Below are 22313 nucleotides of genomic sequence, written 5' to 3' on the forward strand. Positions count from 1 at the left end.
CCCCCGCCCCGCGGGTCACTTGGGCTGGAAGCGCAGCGCACCGTCGATGCGGATGACCTCGCCGTTGAGGTAGTCGTTCTCGGCGATGTGGGCGACGAGCGCGGCATACTCCGCCGGGCTGCCCATCCGGTTCGGGAACGGCACGGCGGAGCCCCAGAACTTCTCCGCCTCCTCGCGCTCCATCTTGAACGCCGGTGTGAAGAACGTGCCGGGAGCGATCGCCATCACCCGGATCCCGAGCTTGGACAGGTCGCGCGCTGCCGGGACCGTCAGTCCGACGACCCCGCCCTTCGCCGCGGAGTAGGCCGTCTGCCCGATCTGGCCCTCGAAGGCGGCGATGCTGGCGGTGTTGATGACGACGCCTCGGCAGCCGCCGGCGTCCGGCTCGTTCTTCGCCATCTCGGCCGCACCGAGCCGCAGCACGTTGAACGTGCCGTTGAGGAACAGGTTGATGTACCACTGGAACTGGTCGAAGGGTGCGGGCTCGCCGTCGCGGCCCACCACCCGGGACGCGCCCGCGCCGCCGCCGTGGGCGTTGACCAGGACCCGCAGCGGTGCCCGCTCGGATGCGGCCCGGAGAGCGTCCTTGACGCTCGCCTCGTCCAAGACGTCGGTGCGGACGTAGGTCACGTCGCCACCGAGCTCGGCTGCCAGCGCCTTACCGCCGTCGTCGTTCAGATCGGCGATCACCACCGCCGCGCCGAGGCCGGCCAGCTTGCGGACGGTGGCCTCGCCCAGGCCCCCTGCGCCTCCGGTCACGACCGCCGATGCCTGGCTGATGTCCATGTCCTGTGTCCTCTCGTATCCCGTCGGGAGGGGGTGTCCCCGCCCGCACGTAAACATGACACAGGCGTCAGATTGAATCAAGAGAACCGGGCATGATGCGAAGGGGGAACGGAGCTCGCTTCATCCATGCGGAGAACGAAGTGTCAGATGACGTGGCTGAAGAACCCGCGCTTGAGGCATGCGACGAGGAGGTCGATGATCTCCTCCTCGGTGGCGTCCGGTGCCATCTCGCGCAGTGCCTCGGGCAGTCGGGTGATCACCGCGCGGAAGATCAGCGCTCCACAGACCGGGTCGAACGGGTAGCTGCGCTGCACCGGCGTGAGGGCCGCTTCGAGTGCCAGGTCCATGGTCGCCTGGGCGTGCGCGCCGACGGCGATGACGAGTTCGTCGTCCGTCGTGCGCTCGGTCCATACGTCGATGGATCCGCTGTAGGTCGCCATGTAGGCCATGAAGTCGTGGAGCCAGGCGCGGAGGTCGGCGTCGTCGTCGGCGGTCAGATCGATCTGCCGGATGCGGTCGGCAAGCGCGTGTGCCTTGGCGGCCGCCTCCACTGTCACGACGACGAGAAGATCCTGCTTCTCGCTGAAGTACTTGTAGAAGGTGCCGCGCGCGAAGCCGGCCGCGGCGACGATGTCGTCCACGCTGGTACGGAAGTAGCCCTTGCTCGCGAACTGCGCCGCGCCGGCGTCGACCAGACTCCGCACGGTGGTGGCGGCGCGCTTGCTCAGCCCGCGGCCGCGTTCCTCGATCGAGAGCCCTTGGGTCGAGGGCGCCGGGGGAGGCTCGATGGGACTGGATCCGACAGCGCGATGGGCGAGGCTGGTGAGCACGGGATCCGGCGTCTGGGGGAAGACGAGCTGCTGGAGGAACAGGGAGAGATTGGAGATCATGACCTCGGGGTCGACGTCATAGATCCGACCGGTGTGCTGGAAGAGATTGAGCCGGTGGACCAGAGCGCTCACGATGGTCGCGGCCGTCACGGGATCGATCCCGTCGACGGATGCCTCCTCCAGACGCGCTGCCAGTCGCTTGTTGTACTCGGTGATGAACCCGAGGACCTCGGGGCGGACCTCGTCGTCGACCGACGCGACGACTGCCCATTGGACGAACATGGTGTTGTACTTCTCGAAGACCCAGCTCCACTCGCCGAGCCACCAGTGCAGATTGTCCAGACCGATGTCGGTGGGCCCCAGCTGGCCGATCCGGCGCGCGACCCGGATCAACGCCGCTGCGCACTCGTTGAGGAGCTCGACGAAGATCTCGTCCTTGCCGGGGAAGTACTGGTACAGCGTGGCGCGGGAGACGTCGGCAGCCTTGGCGATCGCATCGACCGAGGTGTTGAAGAAGCCCTGGTCGGCGAAGAGCCGGAGCGAGACGTCGACGATCTTACGGCGCGTATCGGCCCCACGGCGGCCGACCTCGGGGCTCGACGGGCCGTAGCTGGAGCGGCGTACGATCGTGTTATCTGACATAGCTGACCAGCATAGGCGCAGTCTGCGCCGATCGCGCAGAAGCGCGGTGTGGCCCGCGTCATGCAGCGGCAGTCTCCGGGATGAGGAAGTCAGCGGAGCCGCTGATGGCGACGGCGCCAGTCTGACGCCTACAGGTGAGCGCGACGGTGATCAGACGGCCGCCGTCGGGTTGCTGCACGACCTTCTCGATCACGCCCTCGCAGGTGAGGACGTCGTCGGGCCACACCTGCTCGCGGAATCGGACCTGGAAGCGGCGCAGGTGCTCGGCTCCGAGCCAGTCGGTCGCGAAGGTCGCCACGAGAGCGGACTGGTGCATGCCCTGCGAGAAGACCGACGGGTTGCCGGCGGCCCGTGCCATCGTGTCGTCGTAGTGCATCGGATTGAGATCGCCCGACGCTCCCGAGTAGCGGACGAACATCTGGCGGGTCAGCGGACCGAAGTCACGCGGCGTGGCGGTGGTGCCCGGTGCGAGGTCCACGATCTGCTCGGTCACGAGGCGTCTCCTTTCGGGGCCGTCTGGATGAAGGTCGCGCGAGCTTCGGCGACCAGGTCGCCGGCGGCGTTGCGGAATTCGGTGACGACGACCGCGAAGTGCATCTCGCCGCCGCGCTTGCCCGGCTTGGCATAGCGGTCGACCAGGCGCTCCTGGGCGATCAGGCGGTCGCCTGCGCGGGGGAGAGCTCCGTGGAAGAGGTATTCCTGCTCACCGTGGAGCAGACGCCGCCGGTCGAAGCCCACCGTCACGCGGCTCCCGGGCGGTGCCCATGTCGTCGCGGTGGTGAGGAAGGTGGGCGGGATGATCGCCGCCGGCCCCTGATAGGCCGGATTGTCGGACTGCATCGCGGCTGCGAACTCGCGGATCTTGCCGCGCTCGACGTACACCTCGAACGGGGTGCCGACGGCCCCGACCGGCGAGGCCTCGGGGTTCGTTGTCGTCATCGGATCGTGCTTCCTCTCTGATGCGCCCGGTACGCCGCCAGGTAGTCCTCGATCAGCGCGACGGCGGTGCGTGGATAGCTGTGGGCGGTCGCCGCGTCGAGTCCGTCGCGGATCAACAGGGCGGCGAGGCGATTGGTGATGAGGCTCAGGACGACTGCCGCGAGCAGTTGGTAATAGCCGATGTCACCGCTCAGCTTGCCGCCGAGCTCCTCGTAGCGCCGGATGATGCCCTCGTCGTCCGGCGTGCCGGGCTGCCGGGTGAAACCGAGGGCCTCGCACAGATAGCGCTCGAACATCAGCCACCACCCGACATCGATGTCGGGCGGTCCCGTGGTCGCACCCTCCCAATCGAAGAGTGCGGCGACGCTGAGGTCGTCGGCGAAGCTGATGTTGCCCACCCGGGCGTCGCCCCAGACCACACCCTCGACGGCGGTGGCCGGCCGCGAGTCGACCAGGAGGTCGAGGGCCTGCCGGATCAGCTCGGTTCCGACGGCGAGGTCGTCGGCGCACCACGCGTGCCAGGCGACGACGCCGTCGAGATAGCGCTCCAGGGCCGTCGTGCCCGCCGGGTCGGCAGGACCGCGGAGATAGGCGAGGTCGCCGGGGTCGTCGATCGAGTGGACGGCGACCAACGACTCGAGTGCATGGTCGTACAGCCGGGCTCTCTCGGGCGCCGACAGGCTCGTGGTCCATCCCCGCTTGTGCCAGCTGGGCACGTCGGAGGGAACGCGGCCCGCGACCCTGTCCATGAGGTAGAACGGCGCTCCCAACACCGCAGGATCGGATTCGGTCGCCACGATCTCGGGCGTCCGCACGCCGGCGTGCCGCCCCAGCCGACGCATCACCTCGGCCTGGCGCAGAGCGTCGGGGGCCACGAAGACCTGGTGGACGTCGCTCTGCAGGCGAAGCACGAGTTCGCGGCTGACAGTGCCGCTGCTGCCGTCGGTCCAGGAGGCGGTGAAGAACGCGGTGGTCCCGGAGTAGCCGGCGTCGGGGGCCGTCAGGTCCGACAGCGTGAAGTCGCTATGACCCAGTGGAGCAAGACGCGAGGGCAGCCAGGCGAGCAGTGCGTCGCGAAGGCGCGTCTCGCGGGCCGCGCGGTCAGCGTGTCCGGCCATCGGAGTCCCTTCTCTCTTCGTCGGTCCGATCGGGGGACCTACTCCCCGTAGTTGACCATGACTGTCAGAATAATGCCATGACTGATCAACGGGAAAGCGTGCGACTGGGTGCCTATGCGCTGCCGGGGCGGGTGCCCGACCCCGGCCGGGGAATCGCTCAGGCGGTGGAAGCTGAACGGCTCGGTCTCGAGACGTTGTGGCTCAGTGAGCGATGGGGGACCAAGGACTTCGGCGTACTGGCGGGCGCCTTCAGCCAGGTCACCGACCGGATACGCATCGCGGCAGGCGTCACCCACCTCCAGTCGCGTCATCCCGCGATGCTCGCATCGATGGCCATGACGGCGCAGGCGCTGTCCGGTGGTCGTCTCGTGCTCGGGGTCGGGCGTTCGGTCGATGCGATGTGGGCGGCCGTCGGCCTCCCTGCCGCGACGAATCGGTCGATCATCGACGCGGTGGACATCTTCCGTCGGCTCTGCCGGGGCGAGAAGGTGCGCTACTCCGGTCCGGCGGGCGACTTCCCCTCGCTGCGGCTCACCGACGTCCCCGACCAGTCGGTGCCGCCGGTGGTCTTCGCTGCGATCGGCCCGAAGGGACTCGCGCTGGCAGGAAGGCACTTCGACGGGGTGCTTCTGCATCCGTTCCTGACGCCCGAGGCGGTCGCCCGATCAGCGGCCGCGGTGCGCCGGGCTGCCGAGGAGGCCGACCGCGACCCCGCCGCGGTCCGGATCTATGCCACCGTCGTGACCGCCTCCGACCTGCCGTCGGAGGAGGAGGCCGCTGTGGTGGGCGCCCGTGCCGTGACGTACTACCAGATACCCGGCTTCGGCGAGCAGCTCGCGACCGTCAACGGCTGGGACCTGGGCGATCTGGAGCGACTGCGCGCGCATCCGACCCTGGCCGGCATCACGGGTGCGGCGGACTCGGTGCGCACCCGGGACGAGCTCACCCGCGCGGCCGAGGCGATCCCCGAGGCGTGGACCCGTGGTGCCGCGGCGCTGGGAAGCCCCGAGGAGTGCGCCGCCGCCTTCGAGCGCTATCGCGCCGCCGGAGCCGACGAACTGGTGCTCCATGGCAGCACGCCGGACCAGTTGGGCTGGTTGGAGAAGCTGCGTGAATGACCTTGTGCAAAGGTGACACAACTGCCAGAATCCGAAGGCGATCGGAGTCGCAGGCGGTCGGATCGAGAGGATACCCATGCACGACTTCCCAGGTGTGTACGTCGCCGGGCACTGGCGGCCGAGCGCGGGCGAGGTGCGCGAAGTCGTCTCTCCGGCGACCCTGCAGACGATCGGTCACGTCGTCGACGGCACCGCCGACGACGTCGGTGCGGCCGTAGCGGCCGCTCGCGAGGCTCTCGGCAGCAAGGAGTGGGCCGGCACCAGCGCTCGCGAGCGCGGCGAGCTTCTCGGACGACTCGCGGATGCCCTCGAGGCGCGGGCCACAGCGTTCGGCGACCTGGTCTCGGCCGAGATGGGATCGCCGCGCAGTTGGGCGAGCTTCGGCCAGGTCGGTACAGCGCTGGGCGTTCTGCGCACCTACGAACGGCTGGCCGGCGACTTCTGCTTCGAGGAGATCCGTCGCTCCGCGCTGGGCGGCGACGTCGTCGTCCGCCAGCTCCCGGTCGGTGTGGTGGGCGCGATCCTTCCGTGGAACGCGCCGCTCTTCACTGCCGCCCTCAAGCTGGCCCCCGCGCTCGCGGCCGGATGCACCGTGGTGCTCAAGCCCTCGCCTGAGGCGCCCCTGGCCATCTCGATGCTGAGCGAGCTCTTCGACGAGATCGGACTTGCACCAGGGGTGGTGAACATCGTGCCGGGAGCGGTCGCGACAGGCGAAGCGCTCGTGGCCGACCCGGGCGTCGACAAGATCAGCTTCACCGGGTCCACAGCGGCCGGCAAGCGGATCGCCGCCACCTGCGCGGCCGACGTCCGCCGGGTGACACTCGAACTGGGTGGCAAGTCCGCGGCGATCGTGCTCGACGACGTGAAGCTCGACCGACGCACGGTCTCGGGCCTGCTTGCCGGGGTGATGTCCAACAACGGGCAGGTCTGCGTCGCGCAGACGCGGATCCTCGCGCCCCGCTCACGCTACGACGAGATCGTCGAGGAGCTCGCGCAGGCGGCGGACCGGCTCGTCGTGGGCGACCCGTCGGACCCCGCGACCCAGGTCGGGCCGGTCATCTCCGCGGAGGCACGCTCGCGGATCACCGACCAGATCGCCGAGGCCGTCGAGGCAGGCGCTCGCGTGGTCACGGCGACGGGCGGCGAGCCCGGGCCGGGTTGGTACGTGCGTCCGACAGTGCTCGCCGACGTCGACAACGACATGCGGCTCGCCCGCCAGGAGCTCTTCGGGCCGGTCGCCGCCGTCATCGCCTACGACACCGTCGAGGAGGCGATCACGATGGCCAACGACTCCGATTACGGACTGGCCGGGGCCGTCTGGTCCGCCGACCCGGACCGCGGCTACGAGGTGGCCGCGCAGTTGCGGGTGGGCTCGGTCTCGGTCAACTCCTCGGCACCGCTCGACTTCGGCAGCCCGTTCGGCGGCTTCAAGCAGTCCGGCACCGGCCGGGAGGGCGGACCGGAGGCGATCGCCTCCTTCGTGGAGCCCCAGACCATCATCCGCTGAGAGGAAGACATCACATGCAGACCCAGGCAGCAGTCCTGTGGGAGCGCAACACTCCCTGGTCGGTCGAGACCATCGAGCTCGATCCGCCCAAGGCGGAGGAGGTGCTCGTCGAGCTGCACGCCTCGGGCATGTGCCACTCCGACGAGCACATCGTGACCGGTGACATGCCGTTCAGCCTGCCCTGCATCGGGGGGCACGAGGGCGCCGGCGTCGTTCTCGAGGTGGGGGAGCACGTCTCGTGGCTCAAGCCGGGGGACCACGTCGTCTTCGGGTTCATGCCGTCGTGCGGGCGCTGTCCCGCCTGCGCCAGCGGGCACCAGAGCCTGTGTGACCTCGGTGCGAAGATCTACTCCGGCCGGCAGATCTACGACGACACCGCGCGCCATCACGTCAAGGGCCAGGACCTCGCCCTCGCCTGTGGCATCGGCTCCTTCTCCCACCACACCGTCGTGCACGAGGCCAGCTGCATCAAGATCGAGCCTCATCACCCGCTCGATCGCGCGTGCCTGCTCGGCTGTGGCTTCGTGACCGGCTGGGGCTCGGCTGTGTATGCCGCCGACGTACGCCCCGGCGACAACGTCGTCGTCGCCGGTGTCGGGGGCATCGGAGCAGCCGCCGTACAGGGTGCCCGGCTCGCCGGAGCCCGCACGATCACGGCGATCGATCCCTCGCAGTTCAAGCGCGAGCAGGCCCTCAAGATGGGGGCGACCCATGTCGCGGGCTCGTGGGAGGAGGCGCAGGAGGTCGTCGCCGAGGCCACCTGGCATCGAGGCGCCGACAAGTTCATCTGCGCGCTCGGCGTGGGACAGGGGGAGCTGATCGCGAAGGCGCTGGCGATGACGGCCAAGCTCGGCCGGCTGGTGGTGACCAACATCCACCCGATGGCGGAGAAGTCGATCTCGGTGAGCCTGATGGATCTCACCCTGATGGAGAAGCAGATCGTCGGCACGCTCTACGGGTCGGCCAATCCGCGCTACGACATCCCGCGCCTGCTCGAGCTCACCAGCGCCGGCGACGTCGACCTCGACGCGATGGTCACGCGGACCTATCCGCTCGCCGGCATCAACGACGGGTACGACGACATGCGCGCGAGCCGCAACGTCCGCGGCGTGCTGCGCTACCCGGCCGCTGAGAGGGCCTCCGTGTGAGCACGGCGGCGGGCCCGCTGGCCGGCCTCCGGGTGCTGGAGTTCGCCGGCATCGGCCCGGGTCCCTTCGCCTGCCTCATGTTGGCGGAGCTGGGAGCAGAGGTGATCCGGATCGACCGGCCCGCCGCGGTGGGCTCGCCCGCACGCTCCGTCCTGGGGCGCAGCCGCTCCCACCTCGCTGTCGACCTCAAGTCCGCTCCGGGCCGCGACGTCGTGCTCCGACTCCTGCGCGACATCGACGTCGTCGTCGAGGGCAACCGGCCGGGGGTCATGGAGCGGCTCGGACTCGGCCCCGACGAGTGTCTGGCGGTCAGCCCCGGTCTCGTCTACGGCCGGATGACGGGATGGGGGCAGGAGGGGCCGCTCGCCCCACGTGCGGGCCACGACATCACCTACGCCGCACTGACCGGCGCCCTGCATGCCACCGGCGGCGCCGAGAAGCCGCGCACCGCGCTCAACCTCGTCGCCGACTTCGGGGGAGGCGCGATGTTCCTCGTGGCCGGCATCCTCGCGGCGCTCCACGAGCGGACCAGGTCGGGTCGGGGACAGGTCGTCGACGCGGCCATGGTCGACGGCGTCTCCTCGCTGATGACGATGGTCTACGGCAACCACGCCGTCGGGCGCTGGGAGGACCGCCGCGAGGCCAACCTGCTCGACGGCGGGACGCCCTACTACGACACCTATGCCTGCGCGGACGGCCGGTTCGTCGCGGTCGGTGCGATCGAGCCCCAGTTCTTCGCCGAGCTGATGAGGCGCACCCGCCTCGACTTCGTGCAGCACGACCGTGCCGCCTGGCCTGCCATGCGCGCCGCCCTGACGCGCACGTTCCTCACCAGGACACGTGACGAATGGGCTGCGATCTTCGAAGGCGTCGACGCGTGCGTCGCGCCGGTGCTCAGCCTCGCCGAAGCGCCGCACCACCCCCAGCTGGCCGAGCGCAGCACCTTCGTGCCGTACGCCGAGGGCCGCCTGCCCAGGATCGCGCCACGCTTCTCCCGTACGCCCGGCCTCGCGCCGGGTGCGACCCACGCGGCAGGGGAGGACTCCGTGGCCGTGCTCCGAGGCGGTGGATTCACCGAGGACGAGGTGCGCCGGCTCATCGCCGCCGGCGTCGTCGCCGTCACCGAGGAGGCAGGAGTCTGATGGACCTCTCGGTCTGGGCCGCGCAGCAGCCCGACAAGGCGGCCGTCGTCGACGAGACCGGGGCCCGGCTGACCTACGCCGAGCTCGAGGCGGCCTCCAATCGGATCGCCCACCATCTCCGTCGGCTCGGCCTGCGCCGAGGCGACCACGTCGCGATCGCCTCGGAGAACCGGCTCGACCTCTTCCCCATCCTCTGGGCCGCGCAGCGCACGGGCCTCCTCTACACCATGGTCAACTGGCATCTGACGGCCGACGAGGCGAGCTACGTGGTGACGAACTGCGAGGCGACCGTGCTCCTCGTCAGCGCCACCCTCCGCGAGCTCGCGGCCGACCTGCCCGCCGTTCCGCACCGGCTCAGCTTCGGTGGTTCGCTGCCGGGATTCGATGCCCTGGAGCCGGCGGTCAGCGGCTTGCCCGAGACTCCGGTCGAGGCGCAGTCCGAGGGCAGTCCGATGCTCTACAGCTCGGGCACGACGGGGCGCCCCAAGGGCATCCTGCCGGCTACGCAGGAGGTGCCGTTCGGCACCGGGTTGCGCTTCGACCACCTGATGCAGGACAGCTTCGGCTTCGACTCCTCGACGATCTACCTCAGCCCGGGGCCGCTTTACCATGCCGCTCCGCTGGGGTGGAGCTTGGGCGCGATCCGCGCCGGCGGCACCACGGTGTTCACCGACCGCTTCGATGCCGAGTTGGTGCTGGCTCTCGTCGAGAGACACCGGGTCACACACGCGCAGTTCGTGCCGACCATGTTCGTCCGGATGCTCAAGCTCCCCACCGAGGTGCGGGGCCGCTACGACCTCGCCAGCCTCCGCCTGGTGATCCATGCCGCGGCACCGTGTCCGGTGGAGGTCAAGCGAGCGATGATCGCCTGGGTCGGGCCCATCCTGACGGAGTTCTACTCCGGCAGCGAGGGCAACTGCTTCTTCATGATCGACTCCGCGGAGTGGCTCGTGCATCCCGGCTCGGTCGGGCGGCCCGCGGTGGGGCACGTCCACATCTGCGACCCCGGCGGCCGCGAGCTACCACCCGGGGAGATCGGTGAGGTGTGGTTCGACGGTATGCCGCCCTTCGCCTATCACGGCGACCGGGAGAAGACGCGCGCCGCCTACGACGAGCGTGGGTGGTCGACGCTCGGCGATCTCGGCCACGTCGACGAGGAGGGCTTCCTCTATCTCTCCGACCGGCGGACGGATCTGATCGTCTCCGGCGGGGTCAACATCTACCCCCGCGAGATCGAGGACGCGTTGATCCTCCACGAGGCGGTGGCCGATGTCGCGGTGGTCGGCCTCCCCGACGAGGAGTTCGGGCAGCGGGTGCACGCCGTCGTCGCGCCGGCCCCCGGCGTGGCGCCGGGAGCGGAGCTCGAGGCCGCCCTCGACCGCCACCTCCGCGGCCGGATCGCCGGCTTCAAGGTGCCGCGGTCCTACGCCTTCGAGGAGGTCCCGCGGCTGCCCAGCGGCAAGATCCTGCGGCGCGTGCTCGCCGACCGCTACCGCACGCCCACCCCAGGCTGACCGCCTGTCCTCATGGCGGCATGACCCTGCCGTCGAGCCTGCCAGCAGACCGACGTCGCGTCATCGCGCCACAGCCGCCCGGCGGCCCCGCCGGGCCGCCCGCGCTCCACGTCGTACCACCGTCCACGCCGCCGCGATCCGCGGCGCGGTGAGGTGAGGTGTCGAGCAGTCACGGGAGGAGCCCCGCCCGCCATCACAGGACGAGCTCGGCCATCGTCCGCAGCAAGGGCAGATCCCCCGCGATCAGGAGGGTGGTCGCCGGCGACTCCTCCCATGCCTCGAGATCGTCGCGGATCTTCTCCTTCGGCCCGATCAGGGACACCTCCTCGACCATGGCGGTGGTGACGGCGGCGATCGCCTCCTCCTGGTGACCGCCGAGGAAGAGCTCCTGGACGCGGGTTGCCTCGCGCTCGTAGCCCAGCCGGCAGAACTTCTCGAAGTGGAAGTTGGCGCTCTTGGCGCCCATGCCGCCGACGTAGAGCGCGAGGGCAGGACGGAGACGGTCGGCTGCCGCCTCGATGTCGTCGTCGATCGAGACGCTCACCATCGGAAGGATCTCGAAGTCCTCGGCGCTACGGCGCGCGCCGGGCTTCGACCAGCCGCGGCTCAGCTCGGCGAGGGCGTCGGCCGCCTGCCGTGGGGAGAACAGGATGGGGAGCCAGCCGTCGCCGATCTCGGCGACGAGCTCCACGTTGCGGGGCCCCTCCGCGGCCAGCAGGATCGGCGGGCCGGGCTGACGAGGATGGGTGATGAGTCGCAGCGGCTTGCCGAGCCCCGCTCCGCCGGGGTGGGGGAGCGGATAGTGCGGCCCCGCGCTCGCCACCGGCTGGTCACGGGCGAGTGTCTGACGCACGATATCGACGTACTCACGGGTCCGCGCCAACGGGCGGGGGAAGGGTGCGCCGTACCAACCCTCGACGATCTGAGGCCCGGATACGCCGAGGCCGAGGGCGAAGCGGCCCTCGGTCAGGTGGTCCAGCGTCATCGCCGCCATCGCCATCGCTGTCGGCGTGCGCGCCGACATCTGGGCGATGCTGGTGCCCAGCCGCAACCTCGTGGTGGCACTGCCGTACCACGCCAGCGGAGTGAGCGCGTCGGAGCCGTAGGCCTCGGAGGTCCAGGCCGAGTCGAAGCCCAACGCCTCGACGGCCGCCAGCGTCTCGCGCACGTCGCGGCGAGGTGTCGCGCCCCAGTAGCCGATGTGCCAGCCGAGCTTCATCGGGCCTCCGATCCCATCGTGCGGGCGCGGGCGATCACCTGGTCGCGGCGTGAGGTGATCGTCGTGGAGCTGGCCCCGTCGAAGCCGCCGCGGGCGGCGTGCGCGTAGTGCTGCTGCAGTGCCTGGTCGACCGGGAGCCCGTCGTTCTCCCGCCAGTCGTCCCGCAGGGCGTGGACCACCGCCCGGTCCTGCTCCGCGATGGCCGAGGCCAAGGTCATCGCGAAGTCCAGCAGCTCCTTGTGGGGGACGACGTGGTTGGCCAGTCCGATCCGCAGCGCTGTCTCGGCATCGACGAAGTTGCCGGTCAGGGAGAGCTCGCGTGCCCATGCCGAGCCGATCCGCCGCGGGAGCTGGACGGCCACCGGACCGGGGTAGACGCCGACGCGCAGGTGCGTGTCGGCGAACCGTGCCCGCTCGGAGGCGACGATGAAGTCGCACGCCAACGCGAGCTCGAGGCCACCGGTGACCGCCGCACCGTTGACAGCAGCGATGATGGGCACCCGGGAGGACGCGGTGGTCGCGATGAACGGCGGGATGTCGACGATCCGATCGACTCCCGGGTTGCGCAGGTCGAGTCCGGCGCAGAAGGCGGGATCGGCGCCGGTGAGCACGATGGCGCCCATGTTCTGGCAGTCAGTGATCGCCTGACACGTCGCGCTCGCCAGCTCGGCGTTCATCGCGTTGCGGGCGGCGGGGCGCTGCAGGGTGATGACGGCCACGGCTCCATCGCGGTCGATGCGGACGACGTCGCTGGCATCCATGGTGGTCCTCCTGGGCGCGCGGAGGTCGACATCGGAACGGTGGCGACCATTTCTGACAGCGATGTTACCTTCGGGCGCTCCGATGTGCCGGTGGCTCTCCGCCCCGTGGGTCCGGTGAGCGCAGGGCGACCTGCGACGTCCGCCGACTCCCGACCCCTCGACGAAGCACGAGCGAGGCCCGTCCCCGCGACATCGGGGGCGCGCCTCGCTCGTGCCTTGCTCGTGCTCCGTGGACGGAAGCGGTCGCCGGGGACCGCTTCACGCGTCCGCCGGCGCGTCAGACTGTCGTGGCTCCGAGCGCTCGCATGTCGGCGACCATCGGCTGGTGCGACAGCAGCCCGGCATCGACCTTGACCTCCTGGCCGTTGATCCCGGCCGAGTCGTCGGAGGCCAGGAACGCGAAGACCTTGGCCTGCTGCTCGGGGGTCGGCATGGAGGGGTTCAGGTTCTGTCGCTGGAAGATGTCCTTGATCTGCTGCGGCAGCTGCTGGGCCGGCGGCGACTGGGTGGTGCCGGGGCTGACAGCGTTGCAGCGGACGCCCTCGAGGCCGTACTGGGTGGCGAGGAACTTCGTCAGGGCGATCACCCCGGCCTTGGAGGCGCCGTAGCCGCTGAGGCTGGTGTCTCCGGCCGAGCCGTGGGTGGAGGCGGTGCTCACGATGGTGCCGCCGGCCTTGCGCAGGTACGGCAGGGTGTGCTTGCTGAGCAGCATCACGCTGCGCAGGTTCACCGCCATCACGTTGTCCCAGGCCTCGACGGTCATGGTGGCGATCTCGGTGTCGTCGGGCGGGAAGATGCCCGCGACGTTGATCGTGATGGTCGGCTCGCCGAGCTGCTCGACGGTCGTGGCAACGAGCCGTTCGAACTGCTCCTCGGAGCGGACATCGGTCTCGACGGCGATGGCGGTGCCGGTGCCGTGACAACTGTTGAGCAGCTCCGCCAGGGCCTGCGCCCCGGCGATGTTGATGTCGGCGAGGGCGACCTTGGCGCCGCCGGCGGCGAGCTCGACGGCCGTCGCGCCGCCGATGTTGAGGCCGCCGGGATCGACGGTCGTCGCACCGGTGACGATGGCGACCTTGTCGGTGAATGTGGGCACGGGTGTTCCTTCTGTGGGGTGGTGGGGTGGAGGGGATTCGGTCAGCCCAGCTGGCCGCCGGCATCGAGGACGAGGGTGGTGCCGGTGACGTACCGGCCCGACTCGCCGACCAGGTAGAGCACCGCGCGGGAGATGTCGACGGGCTCGAGCGCCGGGATGGGCAGCTTGTTGAGGGTGAGCGCTGCCTCCTCGAAGTCGGCGCGAGTGGGAGCTTCGAGGTCGGGCCGGAAGAGCCTGTACGTGGCGTCGTTGAGGATCATCCCTGTCGCCACGGTGGTGGGGTGCAGCGTGTTGACGCGGATGTTCTCCGGGCCGAGCTCCTTGGCCAACACCTTGGCGAACATGACCAGACCGGCCTTGGCGGCGGAGTAGTGCGCGGTGTTGGGGTTGGCGTAGATCGCGGCGAGCGAGCTGGTGATGACCACCGAACCGCCGCGACCGCCCTGCCGGATGTGCGGGACCGCGGCCTTCACTGTCTTCCACTGGCCGGTCAGGTTGATCTCGATCATCTCGTCCCACACCTCCTCCGACATCTCGAGCGTCGAGGCGGGCGTGGAGATCCCGGCGTTCGCGATCACGATGTCCAGGCGACCCAGCTCGGCGACGCCGTCCTCGACCGCCGACGTGAGGGCGGCCAGATCGCGTACGTCGGCCTCACGCGCGACGATGCGGCGGCCGAGTCCCTCGACCTCCTTGACCGTCTGCTGCAGGTCCTCGCGGGTCGCCATCGGGTACGGCACGGTCTCGGCCTGGGCGCAGAGGTCCACGGCGATGATGTCGGCGCCTTCGGCGGCGAGAGCGACCGCGTGCGAGCGACCCTGGCCGCGGGCGGCTCCGGTGATGAAGGCGACCTGTCCGTCGAGCTGTCCCATGATGTCTCCTTTGACTGGTGTCGGGTGGTGTCAGGTGCGGGTGAGCCAAGCGGGGAAGCAGGCGATCAGGGCGTCGACGACCTCCTCGGAGGGGCGCGGTGCCGGTTCGGCCAGCCAGATGCCGAGCACCTTGAGCACCCCGCCGGCCAGGAACCGGGCGGTCAGGGCCACGTCCACCCCGTCGGGGCGGTAGGCCGTGCGCGACAGCGCGTCGGTCGCGTGTCGCACGAACGCCTCGCTGACGGCGACGTACACGGTCGGCGCCGCTCCCGGCCCGAGCAGCCGCGCGTACGTCGTGCGTCGCGGGCCGAGGAAGTCGACCAGCGCCTGGACAGCGAGCCGGCTTGCCTCCAGCGGGCTGGTCGTGGACCCCGCGCGGCGCAGCGTGATGTCGATGTCGCTGATGGTGGTGAACAGCTCGTCGAGGGTGTCGACCGCAAGCTCCTCGGGGGAGCCGAAGTGCTCGTAGAACGACGTGCGGCTGATGCCGGCGGCGCGCGCCAGCGCCGCGACGGTCATCTCGCTCGGCGACTGGCTCTGCACCGCACGCAGGAACGCCTCGCGCAGCGCCTGCCGCGAGCGCACCGCGCGCGGATCGCTGTTCCCCGTCATCGCGCGCTGACTCATGTGACGCACCCTACTCCTCTATAGGACACGTGTCCTATAGATACAGGACACATGTCCTCTAGGCATGTCGTCCGCTGGCGAGGGCGGGCGCGTTCCCGCCTCCGTCGGGCCGCCGGGGACACTCGACCTGCCGAAAGTGACCTCTCGGCCCGCGAAAGGTGACGGGTCGGCGAGGGCGGTCCGGGCGCCTCGGCGAGGGCAGTCCCGGGGGCGGCGCTGGGTCAGGCGAGGTAGGCCCGAAGCTCGCCCAGGGTCTGGTCGAGGATCGAGAGCAGCGCGTCGCGGTCGGCGACGGGCTCCAGGGGTTCGGCCGCCAGCCACCGTTCGTAGGCCTGCATGGCGAGTGCGAGGCTGACGTGGCCGACCAGCTGCGGCAGGGAGGCCTCGACCGTCGTGCCGGTCTGCTCGGCGACGTACTCCGCGATCACCGAGCGCCACTGCCGGTAGCGCAGCACCGCGTGCGCCTGCAGCGCCGGTGTCCCGAGGATCAGGCGCATCCGTTCGCGGTGCGGGGGCGAGGCGTTGGCGGGGAAGTCGTTGAAGGCGACCACGCCGCGGTGGACCCTGTCCCACAGTGGCAGGTCGGCGGGCGTGTCGCGCAGGAGCAGGCGGAAGCTGTCCAGCGTGCGGTCGAACTGTCCCCACGGGATGTCGTTCTTCGAGGCGTAGTACCTCGTCACCGTCCGGCGGGAGACGCCGATCTCCGCGGCGATCGCGTCGAGCGTCGTGGCTTCGAAGCCCTGGGCGGCGAAGAGGGCGAAGCCGGCCTCCTCGATCGCGGCATGGGTCGTCGCCGCTGGGCGGCCGCGGAGCGAGGTGGAGCGCACGGGTCCGGAATTTATCAGGACGGGGCCCTTCCCTTTTGTCCATCGATGCCAATATTGTGGTCCACGCCACGTCATGGGGTCGGTCGACCGGCCGGCTCCTCTACAGGAGAGGTGTTGCCATGGATCACGAGAACGTCACCGCCGAGTCCAGCCCGGCCGACGGCCTGACGGCAGAGGCGCTGATCGAGGAGGTTTCGATCGACGGCATGTGCGGCGTCTACTGATGGCCGCGATGCTCGACGAGCCCTGGGCGCTCTCGCCCGCTGTGGCTCTACGGCCGGAGCCCTTCGGCGCGCTGGCCTACCACTTCGGCAACCGCAAGTTGACCTTCCTCAAGCGGCCCGAGCTGGTGACGGTGGTCCGCGGGCTCGTCGAGCATCCCGACGTCCGCTCAGCGCTCGTCGCTGCCGGCGTCCCCGAGCACCAGCACGCGGCGTACGCCGACGCACTGCGCGGCCTGGCCGCGACCGACATGATCCGACCACGCGGCCAGGAGGCGGCATGACTCTCGCACCCGACCGGCCCCAGGTACGACCCGTGGGCGGCACCCTGATCCAGCAGTTCGAGCTCGGCCTCGACGCTCCCATCTGCCTGACATGGGAGCTGACCTACGCCTGCAACCTGGAATGCGCGCACTGCCTGTCCTCCAGCGGCCGGCGCGATCCCCGCGAGCTCACGACCGAGCAGGCCAAGGCCGTCATCGACGAGCTGGAGCGGATGCAGGTCTTCTACGTCAACATCGGCGGCGGCGAGCCGACCATCCGGCCCGACTTCTGGGAGCTGCTGGAGTACGCGATCGCCCACCACGTCGGGGTGAAGTTCTCCACCAACGGTGTGCGGATCGATCCCGAGCGTGCCCGGCTGCTGGCCTCGCCGGCGATGAAGGGCTACGTCGACGTCCAGATCTCCCTCGACGGTGCGACGGCCGAGGTCAACGACCGCGTCCGCGGGCCGGGCTCCTACGACACCGCCCTGCGAGCGCTGGAGCACCTCAAGGAGGCCGGGTTCAAGGACGCCAAGATCTCGGTCGTCTGCACCCGCGAGAACATCGGCCAGCTCGACGCGTTCAAGGCCCTCGCCGATCACTACGGTGCGACCCTCAGGCTGACCCGGTTGCGTCCCTCGGGCCGCGGTGCGGACGTGTGGGACGAGCTGCACCCGCTGCCGCACCAGCAGCGGGAGCTGTACGACTGGCTGGTCGCCCACGGCGAGAACGTCCTGACCGGCGACTCCTTCTTCCACCTCTCGGCCTTCGGCGCGGCCGACGGCAGCGGAGCGCTGCCCGGGCTCAACCTGTGCGGAGCGGGACGGGTGGTCTGCCTCATCGACCCGATCGGCGACGTGTACGCCTGTCCGTTCGCCATCCACGACAACTTCCTGGCCGGCAACCTGCTCACCGAGGGCGGCTTCGGCAACGTGTGGCGCGACTCGCCGCTCTTCGCCGAGCTGCGCTCGCCGCAGACCGGTGGGGCGTGCTCCTCGTGCCAGTTCTTCGACACCTGCCGCGGCGGCTGCATGGCGGCGAAGTTCTTCACCGGACTCCCGCTCGACGGCCCTGACCCCGAGTGCGTGCAGGGGTACGGCGAGGCCGCGCTGAGTGAGCTGACGCAAGCGGGCCATCGGGCCATCCCGGCCGCCAGCCAGGACCACTCCCGTGCCGTGCCGACGCGCAACCAGCCGGTGTTGCTGCAGCTGAGCCGCCGCACCGACCTCGGTGCGCAGGTGCAGGCTCCGCCCGCCAGCGCGTGCGCGGAGTCGCCGCTTGCGGGCTTCGTCCCGAACTGACCCTCCCCTTCGACCCCTAGAGAAGAGACATCGCTATGCCACGCCCCGCCTGGCTCGAGAATCCCTGGAAGCAGAATCCGTGGTTCGAGTCCGTCGCCATCGCCCAGCAGCGTGCCAAGAAGCGCCTGCCCAAGCCGGTCTACGGTGCGCTGGTCGCCGGCTCCGAGCGCGGTCAGACCATCGACGCCAACGAGGCGGCCTTCGCTGCGATCGGGCTCTCCCCGCACGTCGTCGGGGCGACGCCGGAGCGTGACCTGACGACCCGGGTGTTCGGACAGGACATCTCGCTGCCGGTGATCATCAGCCCGACCGGTGTCCAGGCCGTCCACCCCGACGGCGAGGTGGCCGTCGCCCGTGCCGCCGCTGCCCGCGGCACGATCATGGGCCTGTCGAACTTCGCCTCCAAGTCCGTGGAGGAGGTCGCCGCGACCGGTGCCAACACCTTCTTCCAGATGTACTGGACGGGTGATCGCGACACCATGGTCCACCGGATGACCCGCGCCCACACCGCCGGTGTCAACGGCCTGATCGCCACCCTGGACTGGTCGTTCTCGATGGGCCGGGACTGGGGCAGCCCGGAGATCCCGGAGAAGGTCGACTTCAAGACCATGGTGCGGATGGCGCCGCAGGTCGCCACCAAGGTCCGCTGGCTGTGGGAGTTCGGCAGGACCGGCGAGATCCCTGACCTGACCGCCCCCAACCTGGCCCCGCCGAACGGCGGCGCCGCGCCGACGTTCTTCGGTGCCTACTACGAGTGGATGACCACTCCGCCGCCCACCTGGGACGACGTCGCCTGGATGGCCAAGCAGTGGCGCCAGATCTCCGGGACGCCGTTCATCCTCAAGGGCGTCTCCCGCGTCGACGACGCGCTGCGTGCGGTGGACGCCGGCGTGGCCGGCATCTCGGTGTCCAACCATGGCGGGAACAACCTCGACGGCACGCCGGGCGTGATCCAGATGCTCAAGCCGATCGCCGACCGCGTCGGTGACCAGATCGACGTCGTGATGGACGGTGGCGTCCGCCGGGGCTCGGACGTGCTCAAGGCCCTCGCCCTGGGCGCCAAGGCCGTCATGATCGGTCGCGCCTACCTGTGGGGCCTCGCCGCCAACGGCCAGGCCGGGGTGGAGAACGTCCTCGACATCATGCGCAGCGGGCTCGACTCGGGCCTGCGCGGCCTGGCGCTCGGCTCGGTGCACGACCTGACCCCCGAGCACCTGCTGATCCCCGAAGGCTTCCATCGTGCCCTCGGTGCGGACGCCGACCCGGCCGCAGCGAGCACGACGGCCAAGGTCGGCCGGTGACGACGTCCCGACTGGCACAGACGACCTGGGAGGACGCCCGGGGCCGGGGCGTCCTGCTGGTGCCGGTCGGGTCCCTGGAGCAGCACGGCCCGCACCTGCCGCTCGACACCGACACCTGCATCGCGCAGGCCGTCGCCGACGGGCTCGCCGCGCGCCTGGGCGACGCGGGCGTCCAGGTGTGGGTCGGGCCACCGCTGGGCTACGGCTCCAGCGGTGAGCACCAGTCCTTCGCCGGCACCGTCTCCATCGGCACCCACGTCCTGCACGACGTGGTCGTCGAGCTCGTCCGGTCGGCCCGCACCTGGACGGAGCGGGTGGTCCTCGTCAACGCACACGGCGGCAACGCTCAGGCCCTGACGCGCGCGGTGAAGAAGCTGCGGACCGAGGGCCACGATGTGGCCTGGCTGCCGTGTCGCACCGAGGGCGTCGACCTGCACGCCGGGCGCACCGAGACCTCGCTCATGCTGCACCTGCGTCCGTCCTCGGTCCGGCGCGACCGTGCGGTCGCGGGCGACACCCGCCCGCTGACCGAGATCCTCCCCGCGATGATCGCGGGCGGGGTCGCGGCGGTCTCGGAGAACGGCGTGCTCGGCGATCCGGCCGGGGCGCACGCGGACGAGGGTGCGGCGCTGCTCGCCGACATGGTGGAGGAGCTCGCCGTCGCCGTGCTCCACGACGACGGCGTCACGGTCTGATGGACGGCGAGCCGAGGGACCCCGCGCCGACGGGCGCCGACCGGTCGCCTGCCGGCGTCGCGCTGGTCACCGGCGCCGCACGTGGTATCGGAGCCACGACGGTGCGACGTCTCGCCGCGGACGGCTGGGCGGTCGTCGCCGTCGATGCCTGCGCGGGGTCGGACACCGGCCCCGGCACAGCGCCGTACCCGATGCCGACCACCGCCGACCTCGCGGCCGTGTGCGACGGCCTGCCCGACGTGGTGCCGGTGGTGGCGGACGTGCGCGACCGACCGGCGCTGGCCGGCGCCGTGGACGTGGCGATCGCCCGGTGGGGGCGCCTGGACGCCGCCGTCGCCGCCGCCGGGATCATCGCCGGCGGCCAGGCCCTCTGGGAGACACCCGACGAGCAGCTGCAGCTGCTGTGGGACGTCGACGCCCGCGGGGTCTGGAACCTCGCGGCCGTCAGCGTGCCGCGCATGCTCGCCGGCCCCGACCCGTCCCGCTGCCGCTTCGTGGCCGTCGCTTCGGCCGCCGGCTCCCGCGGGCTCTACCACCTGGCCGCCTACAACGCCGCGAAGCATGCCGTCGTCGGCCTGGTCAAGGGTCTGGCCGCCGACCTGGTCGGGACCGGCGTCACCGCGTGCTCCGTCTCGCCCGGCTCCACCGACACCGCCATGCTCGCGGCCACCGCCGACCTCTACGGCGTCACCACCGGCGAGCTCGCCCGGCACCAGCTGGTCCGGCGGCCGCTCGCACCCGAAGAGCTCGCCGCCACCATCGCCTTCGCCTGCTCGCGCGAAGGTGCCGTCCTCAACGGATCGGTCGTCGCAGCCGACGGTGGGTTCGGCGGATGAGGGCGTCCCGCACGCAGCCGGAGCCGGTGCGCCCGACCGGCGGTCCAGGCTCGCGCCCGCTGCCGGGCGGCTTCCGGGTCAGGCTGCGTGACGACGTCGCCCGCTACCCGGGCGCGACCCCGGGGGAGAGCATCCTGATCGGGGGCTCGCCCGCCCGATCCATCAAGCTCAGTGCCCGCGCCGCAGCGATGTTAGAGGGCCCCGTCCTCGGCGTGACCGACTCCGCGTCCGGCGTCCTGGCGCGTCGGCTGCTCGATGCCAACGTCGCCGACCCCGAGCTCGGCGACGGCGTCGATCCCGCCGAGGTGACAGTCGTCGTACCGGTGCGAGACCGCGCCGAGCAGCTCGACCGCTGCCTGACCGCACTGGCCGGCCTGCGGGTCGTCGTGGTCGACGACGCCTCCCGCGAGCCGGACGCCGTGCACGCCGTGGTCCGCCGCCACCGGGCCCAGATCGTCGCGCTGCCCACGAACCTCGGCCCCGCCGGCGCCCGCAACGCCGGCCTTCGTCAGGTCACCACCCCTCTCGTGGCGTTCGTCGACTCCGACGTCACCGCCGACGCCGCTGCGCTGCGCGGGTTGGCAGCTCACTTCGCAGACCCCGCGCTCGCCGTCGTCGGGCCGTTGGTGCGCGGCTCGATCGCCTCGCTCAGGCCGCGCTGGTTCGAGCGGTACGACGCCGCCGCGTCCTCCCTGGCGCTGGGCCGACGGGCCTGTTCGGTCGCCGTCGGCGCCGCTGTCGGCTGGCTGCCCAGCGCCTGTCTCGTCGCCCGGACAGCCGTCCTCCGCGATCTCGGTGGACCACAGGGCGGCGCCGGCGGCGGCTTCGACGCGAGCATGCGCGTGGGGGAGGACGTCGACCTCGTCTGGCGGCTCCTCGAGGCCGGCTGGCGGGTGCGGTACGACCCCACCTTCGAGGTGCGCCACGACGTCCGCGACTCGCTGCGGTCGATCCTCGGGCGCAAGGTCCTCTACGGCACCGGCAGCGCCCCTCTCGCCGCCCGCCACGGCGATGCGGTCGCGGTGGCCCGGCTCACCCCGCTCATGGCCGCGGCCGGCGCGGGCGTGCTGCTGCGCCGGCCCTGGTCGCTGGCCCTGAGCGTTGCGGCGACATGGTGGGCGCGTCGATCGGTGCGGCGGGCCCTGCCCCCGTTCGACGACCAGTCAGCGGTGGCGACCCGTCTGGCGCTGCGCGGCCTGGGGTGGTCGGTGCGGCAGGAGTCGGCGCTCCTGCTACGGCACTGGTGGCCGGCCGCCGTCCTCGCCGGGGCCGTCTCGGGGTCGGCACGGCGGATGCTTCTCAGCGCTTGCGTCGTCGACGCTGTCGTCGCGCACACCCTCGACCGGCCCCTCGACCGGCCCGACCTACCACCGGCGGGCCTGCTCGGCACGCTCGTCGGCAGACGCCTCGACGACCTCGCCTACGGCACCGGCGTCTGGCTCGGCGCGGCGCGCAGTGGGTCGACCCGGGCACTGCGAGCGACGCTCGTCCGCTCGGCCACGGCGTCACCGACGCGTCCTCGAGGACAGTAACGGCGCCGATAACGGGCA

23 protein-coding genes are annotated in these 22313 nt (G+C 71.0%); 12 read left to right on the top strand and 11 right to left on the bottom strand.

The window, feature by feature from the left end; translation table 11 throughout:
- Nucleotides 1–15: 15 nt before the first annotated feature.
- From P5P86_RS09795 to P5P86_RS09815, 5 genes are all read right to left on the bottom strand, one after another.
- Nucleotides 16–786, bottom strand: a complete 771-nt coding sequence (locus P5P86_RS09795; protein ID WP_280611142.1) for an SDR family NAD(P)-dependent oxidoreductase — start codon at nucleotides 784–786, stop codon at nucleotides 16–18.
- A 143-nt stretch (nucleotides 787–929) separates the two neighbouring features.
- Entirely contained in the window at nucleotides 930–2258 is a 1329-nt protein-coding gene (locus tag P5P86_RS09800) for a TetR/AcrR family transcriptional regulator (RefSeq protein WP_280611143.1), read from the bottom strand.
- 58 nt (nucleotides 2259–2316) lie between these two features.
- The gene (locus P5P86_RS09805; RefSeq protein ID WP_280611144.1) at nucleotides 2317–2751 is read right to left on the bottom strand and encodes a MaoC/PaaZ C-terminal domain-containing protein; all 435 of its coding nucleotides are present in this window, start codon (nucleotides 2749–2751) and stop codon (nucleotides 2317–2319) included.
- The gene (locus P5P86_RS09810) at nucleotides 2748–3197 is read right to left on the bottom strand and encodes an FAS1-like dehydratase domain-containing protein (RefSeq protein ID WP_280611145.1); all 450 of its coding nucleotides are present in this window, start codon (nucleotides 3195–3197) and stop codon (nucleotides 2748–2750) included. Before P5P86_RS09810 ends, P5P86_RS09805 begins: the two co-directional genes overlap by 4 nt.
- Nucleotides 3194–4315, bottom strand: coding sequence for a phosphotransferase family protein (locus P5P86_RS09815; protein ID WP_280611147.1), 1122 nt, complete (start codon nucleotides 4313–4315; stop codon nucleotides 3194–3196). Before P5P86_RS09815 ends, P5P86_RS09810 begins: the two co-directional genes overlap by 4 nt.
- 77 nt (nucleotides 4316–4392) lie before the next feature.
- Between P5P86_RS09815 and P5P86_RS09820 the strand changes: the two genes are divergently transcribed.
- From P5P86_RS09820 to P5P86_RS09840, 5 genes are all read left to right on the top strand, one after another.
- The gene (locus P5P86_RS09820; RefSeq protein ID WP_280611148.1) at nucleotides 4393–5433 is read left to right on the top strand and encodes a TIGR03857 family LLM class F420-dependent oxidoreductase; all 1041 of its coding nucleotides are present in this window, start codon (nucleotides 4393–4395) and stop codon (nucleotides 5431–5433) included.
- Nucleotides 5434–5509: 76 nt separating this feature from the next.
- The gene (locus tag P5P86_RS09825) at nucleotides 5510–6940 is read left to right on the top strand and encodes an aldehyde dehydrogenase (RefSeq protein ID WP_280611149.1); all 1431 of its coding nucleotides are present in this window, start codon (nucleotides 5510–5512) and stop codon (nucleotides 6938–6940) included.
- A 14-nt stretch (nucleotides 6941–6954) separates the two neighbouring features.
- Entirely contained in the window at nucleotides 6955–8088 is a 1134-nt protein-coding gene (locus P5P86_RS09830) for an NDMA-dependent alcohol dehydrogenase (RefSeq protein WP_280611150.1), read from the top strand.
- On the top strand, nucleotides 8085–9230 hold the full coding sequence (locus P5P86_RS09835; protein WP_280611151.1) for a CaiB/BaiF CoA transferase family protein: 1146 nt from the start codon (nucleotides 8085–8087) through the stop codon (nucleotides 9228–9230). The genes P5P86_RS09830 and P5P86_RS09835 overlap by 4 nt, the downstream gene beginning before the upstream one ends.
- Nucleotides 9230–10744, top strand: coding sequence for an acyl-CoA synthetase (locus P5P86_RS09840; RefSeq protein ID WP_280611152.1), 1515 nt, complete (start codon nucleotides 9230–9232; stop codon nucleotides 10742–10744). The genes P5P86_RS09835 and P5P86_RS09840 overlap by 1 nt, the downstream gene beginning before the upstream one ends.
- 193 nt (nucleotides 10745–10937) lie before the next feature.
- Here the strand turns inward: P5P86_RS09840 and P5P86_RS09845 are convergent, their stop codons facing one another.
- From P5P86_RS09845 to P5P86_RS09870, 6 genes are all read right to left on the bottom strand, one after another.
- Entirely contained in the window at nucleotides 10938–11963 is a 1026-nt protein-coding gene (locus tag P5P86_RS09845) for an LLM class F420-dependent oxidoreductase (protein ID WP_280611153.1), read from the bottom strand.
- On the bottom strand, nucleotides 11960–12724 hold the full coding sequence (locus P5P86_RS09850) for an enoyl-CoA hydratase (RefSeq protein WP_280611154.1): 765 nt from the start codon (nucleotides 12722–12724) through the stop codon (nucleotides 11960–11962). The genes P5P86_RS09845 and P5P86_RS09850 overlap by 4 nt, the downstream gene beginning before the upstream one ends.
- A 277-nt stretch (nucleotides 12725–13001) precedes the next feature.
- Complete coding sequence (locus tag P5P86_RS09855) at nucleotides 13002–13820, bottom strand: SDR family NAD(P)-dependent oxidoreductase (protein WP_280611155.1); 819 nt, start codon at nucleotides 13818–13820, stop codon at nucleotides 13002–13004.
- Between the two features lie 41 nt (nucleotides 13821–13861).
- Nucleotides 13862–14692 (bottom strand): mycofactocin-coupled SDR family oxidoreductase, encoded by an 831-nt coding sequence (locus tag P5P86_RS09860; RefSeq protein ID WP_280611156.1) that lies wholly within the window; start codon nucleotides 14690–14692, stop codon nucleotides 13862–13864.
- Between the two features lie 30 nt (nucleotides 14693–14722).
- On the bottom strand, nucleotides 14723–15319 hold the full coding sequence (locus P5P86_RS09865) for a TetR/AcrR family transcriptional regulator (protein WP_280611157.1): 597 nt from the start codon (nucleotides 15317–15319) through the stop codon (nucleotides 14723–14725).
- A 221-nt stretch (nucleotides 15320–15540) separates the two neighbouring features.
- Nucleotides 15541–16146 (bottom strand): acyl-CoA-like ligand-binding transcription factor, encoded by a 606-nt coding sequence (locus P5P86_RS09870; RefSeq protein WP_280611158.1) that lies wholly within the window; start codon nucleotides 16144–16146, stop codon nucleotides 15541–15543.
- Nucleotides 16147–16265: 119 nt separating this feature from the next.
- Here P5P86_RS09870 and mftA point away from each other — a divergent pair, with 119 nt between their 5' ends.
- From mftA to mftF, 7 genes are read left to right on the top strand one after another with little or no spacing between them, the layout of a single operon-like run.
- Nucleotides 16266–16370: a mycofactocin precursor MftA gene (mftA, locus tag P5P86_RS09875; protein WP_280611159.1), complete on the top strand. Its 105-nt coding sequence runs from the start codon at nucleotides 16266–16268 to the stop codon at nucleotides 16368–16370.
- On the top strand, nucleotides 16370–16651 hold the full coding sequence (gene mftB / locus P5P86_RS09880; protein ID WP_280611160.1) for a mycofactocin biosynthesis chaperone MftB: 282 nt from the start codon (nucleotides 16370–16372) through the stop codon (nucleotides 16649–16651). The genes mftA and mftB overlap by 1 nt, the downstream gene beginning before the upstream one ends.
- Complete coding sequence (gene mftC / locus P5P86_RS09885) at nucleotides 16648–17931, top strand: mycofactocin radical SAM maturase (RefSeq protein ID WP_280611161.1); 1284 nt, start codon at nucleotides 16648–16650, stop codon at nucleotides 17929–17931. Before mftB ends, mftC begins: the two co-directional genes overlap by 4 nt.
- A gap of 35 nt (nucleotides 17932–17966) precedes the next feature.
- Nucleotides 17967–19232, top strand: coding sequence for a pre-mycofactocin synthase MftD (mftD, locus tag P5P86_RS09890; RefSeq protein WP_280611162.1), 1266 nt, complete (start codon nucleotides 17967–17969; stop codon nucleotides 19230–19232).
- On the top strand, nucleotides 19229–19927 hold the full coding sequence (gene mftE / locus P5P86_RS09895; RefSeq protein ID WP_280611163.1) for a mycofactocin biosynthesis peptidyl-dipeptidase MftE: 699 nt from the start codon (nucleotides 19229–19231) through the stop codon (nucleotides 19925–19927). Before mftD ends, mftE begins: the two co-directional genes overlap by 4 nt.
- Nucleotides 19927–20763 carry a mycofactocin-coupled SDR family oxidoreductase gene (locus tag P5P86_RS09900; RefSeq protein WP_280611164.1) on the top strand — a complete coding sequence of 279 codons (837 nt, stop codon included), beginning with the start codon at nucleotides 19927–19929 and terminating at the stop codon, nucleotides 20761–20763. The genes mftE and P5P86_RS09900 overlap by 1 nt, the downstream gene beginning before the upstream one ends.
- Nucleotides 20760–22295, top strand: coding sequence for a mycofactocin biosynthesis glycosyltransferase MftF (mftF, locus tag P5P86_RS09905; RefSeq protein WP_280611165.1), 1536 nt, complete (start codon nucleotides 20760–20762; stop codon nucleotides 22293–22295). Before P5P86_RS09900 ends, mftF begins: the two co-directional genes overlap by 4 nt.
- Nucleotides 22296–22313: the final 18 nt, after the last annotated feature.

Origin of the sequence: Nocardioides sp. BP30, assembly GCF_029873215.1 — a bacterium.
GTDB lineage: Bacteria > Actinomycetota > Actinomycetes > Propionibacteriales > Nocardioidaceae > Nocardioides.

Coding starts and splice junctions, on each gene's coding strand:
- P5P86_RS09795 (WP_280611142.1), bottom strand. CDS start 786: ATGGACATCAGCCAGGCATCGGCGGTCGTGACCGGAGGCGCAGGGGGC.
- P5P86_RS09800 (WP_280611143.1), bottom strand. CDS start 2,258: ATGTCAGATAACACGATCGTACGCCGCTCCAGCTACGGCCCGTCGAGC.
- P5P86_RS09810 (WP_280611145.1), bottom strand. CDS start 3,197: ATGACGACAACGAACCCCGAGGCCTCGCCGGTCGGGGCCGTCGGCACC.
- P5P86_RS09815 (WP_280611147.1), bottom strand. CDS start 4,315: ATGGCCGGACACGCTGACCGCGCGGCCCGCGAGACGCGCCTTCGCGAC.
- P5P86_RS09820 (WP_280611148.1), top strand. CDS start 4,393: ATGACTGATCAACGGGAAAGCGTGCGACTGGGTGCCTATGCGCTGCCG.
- P5P86_RS09825 (WP_280611149.1), top strand. CDS start 5,510: ATGCACGACTTCCCAGGTGTGTACGTCGCCGGGCACTGGCGGCCGAGC.
- P5P86_RS09830 (WP_280611150.1), top strand. CDS start 6,955: ATGCAGACCCAGGCAGCAGTCCTGTGGGAGCGCAACACTCCCTGGTCG.
- P5P86_RS09840 (WP_280611152.1), top strand. CDS start 9,230: ATGGACCTCTCGGTCTGGGCCGCGCAGCAGCCCGACAAGGCGGCCGTC.
- P5P86_RS09845 (WP_280611153.1), bottom strand. CDS start 11,963: ATGAAGCTCGGCTGGCACATCGGCTACTGGGGCGCGACACCTCGCCGC.
- P5P86_RS09850 (WP_280611154.1), bottom strand. CDS start 12,724: ATGGATGCCAGCGACGTCGTCCGCATCGACCGCGATGGAGCCGTGGCC.
- P5P86_RS09860 (WP_280611156.1), bottom strand. CDS start 14,692: ATGGGACAGCTCGACGGACAGGTCGCCTTCATCACCGGAGCCGCCCGC.
- P5P86_RS09865 (WP_280611157.1), bottom strand. CDS start 15,319: ATGAGTCAGCGCGCGATGACGGGGAACAGCGATCCGCGCGCGGTGCGC.
- mftA (WP_280611159.1), top strand. CDS start 16,266: ATGGATCACGAGAACGTCACCGCCGAGTCCAGCCCGGCCGACGGCCTG.
- mftB (WP_280611160.1), top strand. CDS start 16,370: ATGGCCGCGATGCTCGACGAGCCCTGGGCGCTCTCGCCCGCTGTGGCT.
- mftC (WP_280611161.1), top strand. CDS start 16,648: ATGACTCTCGCACCCGACCGGCCCCAGGTACGACCCGTGGGCGGCACC.
- mftD (WP_280611162.1), top strand. CDS start 17,967: ATGCCACGCCCCGCCTGGCTCGAGAATCCCTGGAAGCAGAATCCGTGG.
- P5P86_RS09900 (WP_280611164.1), top strand. CDS start 19,927: ATGGACGGCGAGCCGAGGGACCCCGCGCCGACGGGCGCCGACCGGTCG.
- mftF (WP_280611165.1), top strand. CDS start 20,760: ATGAGGGCGTCCCGCACGCAGCCGGAGCCGGTGCGCCCGACCGGCGGT.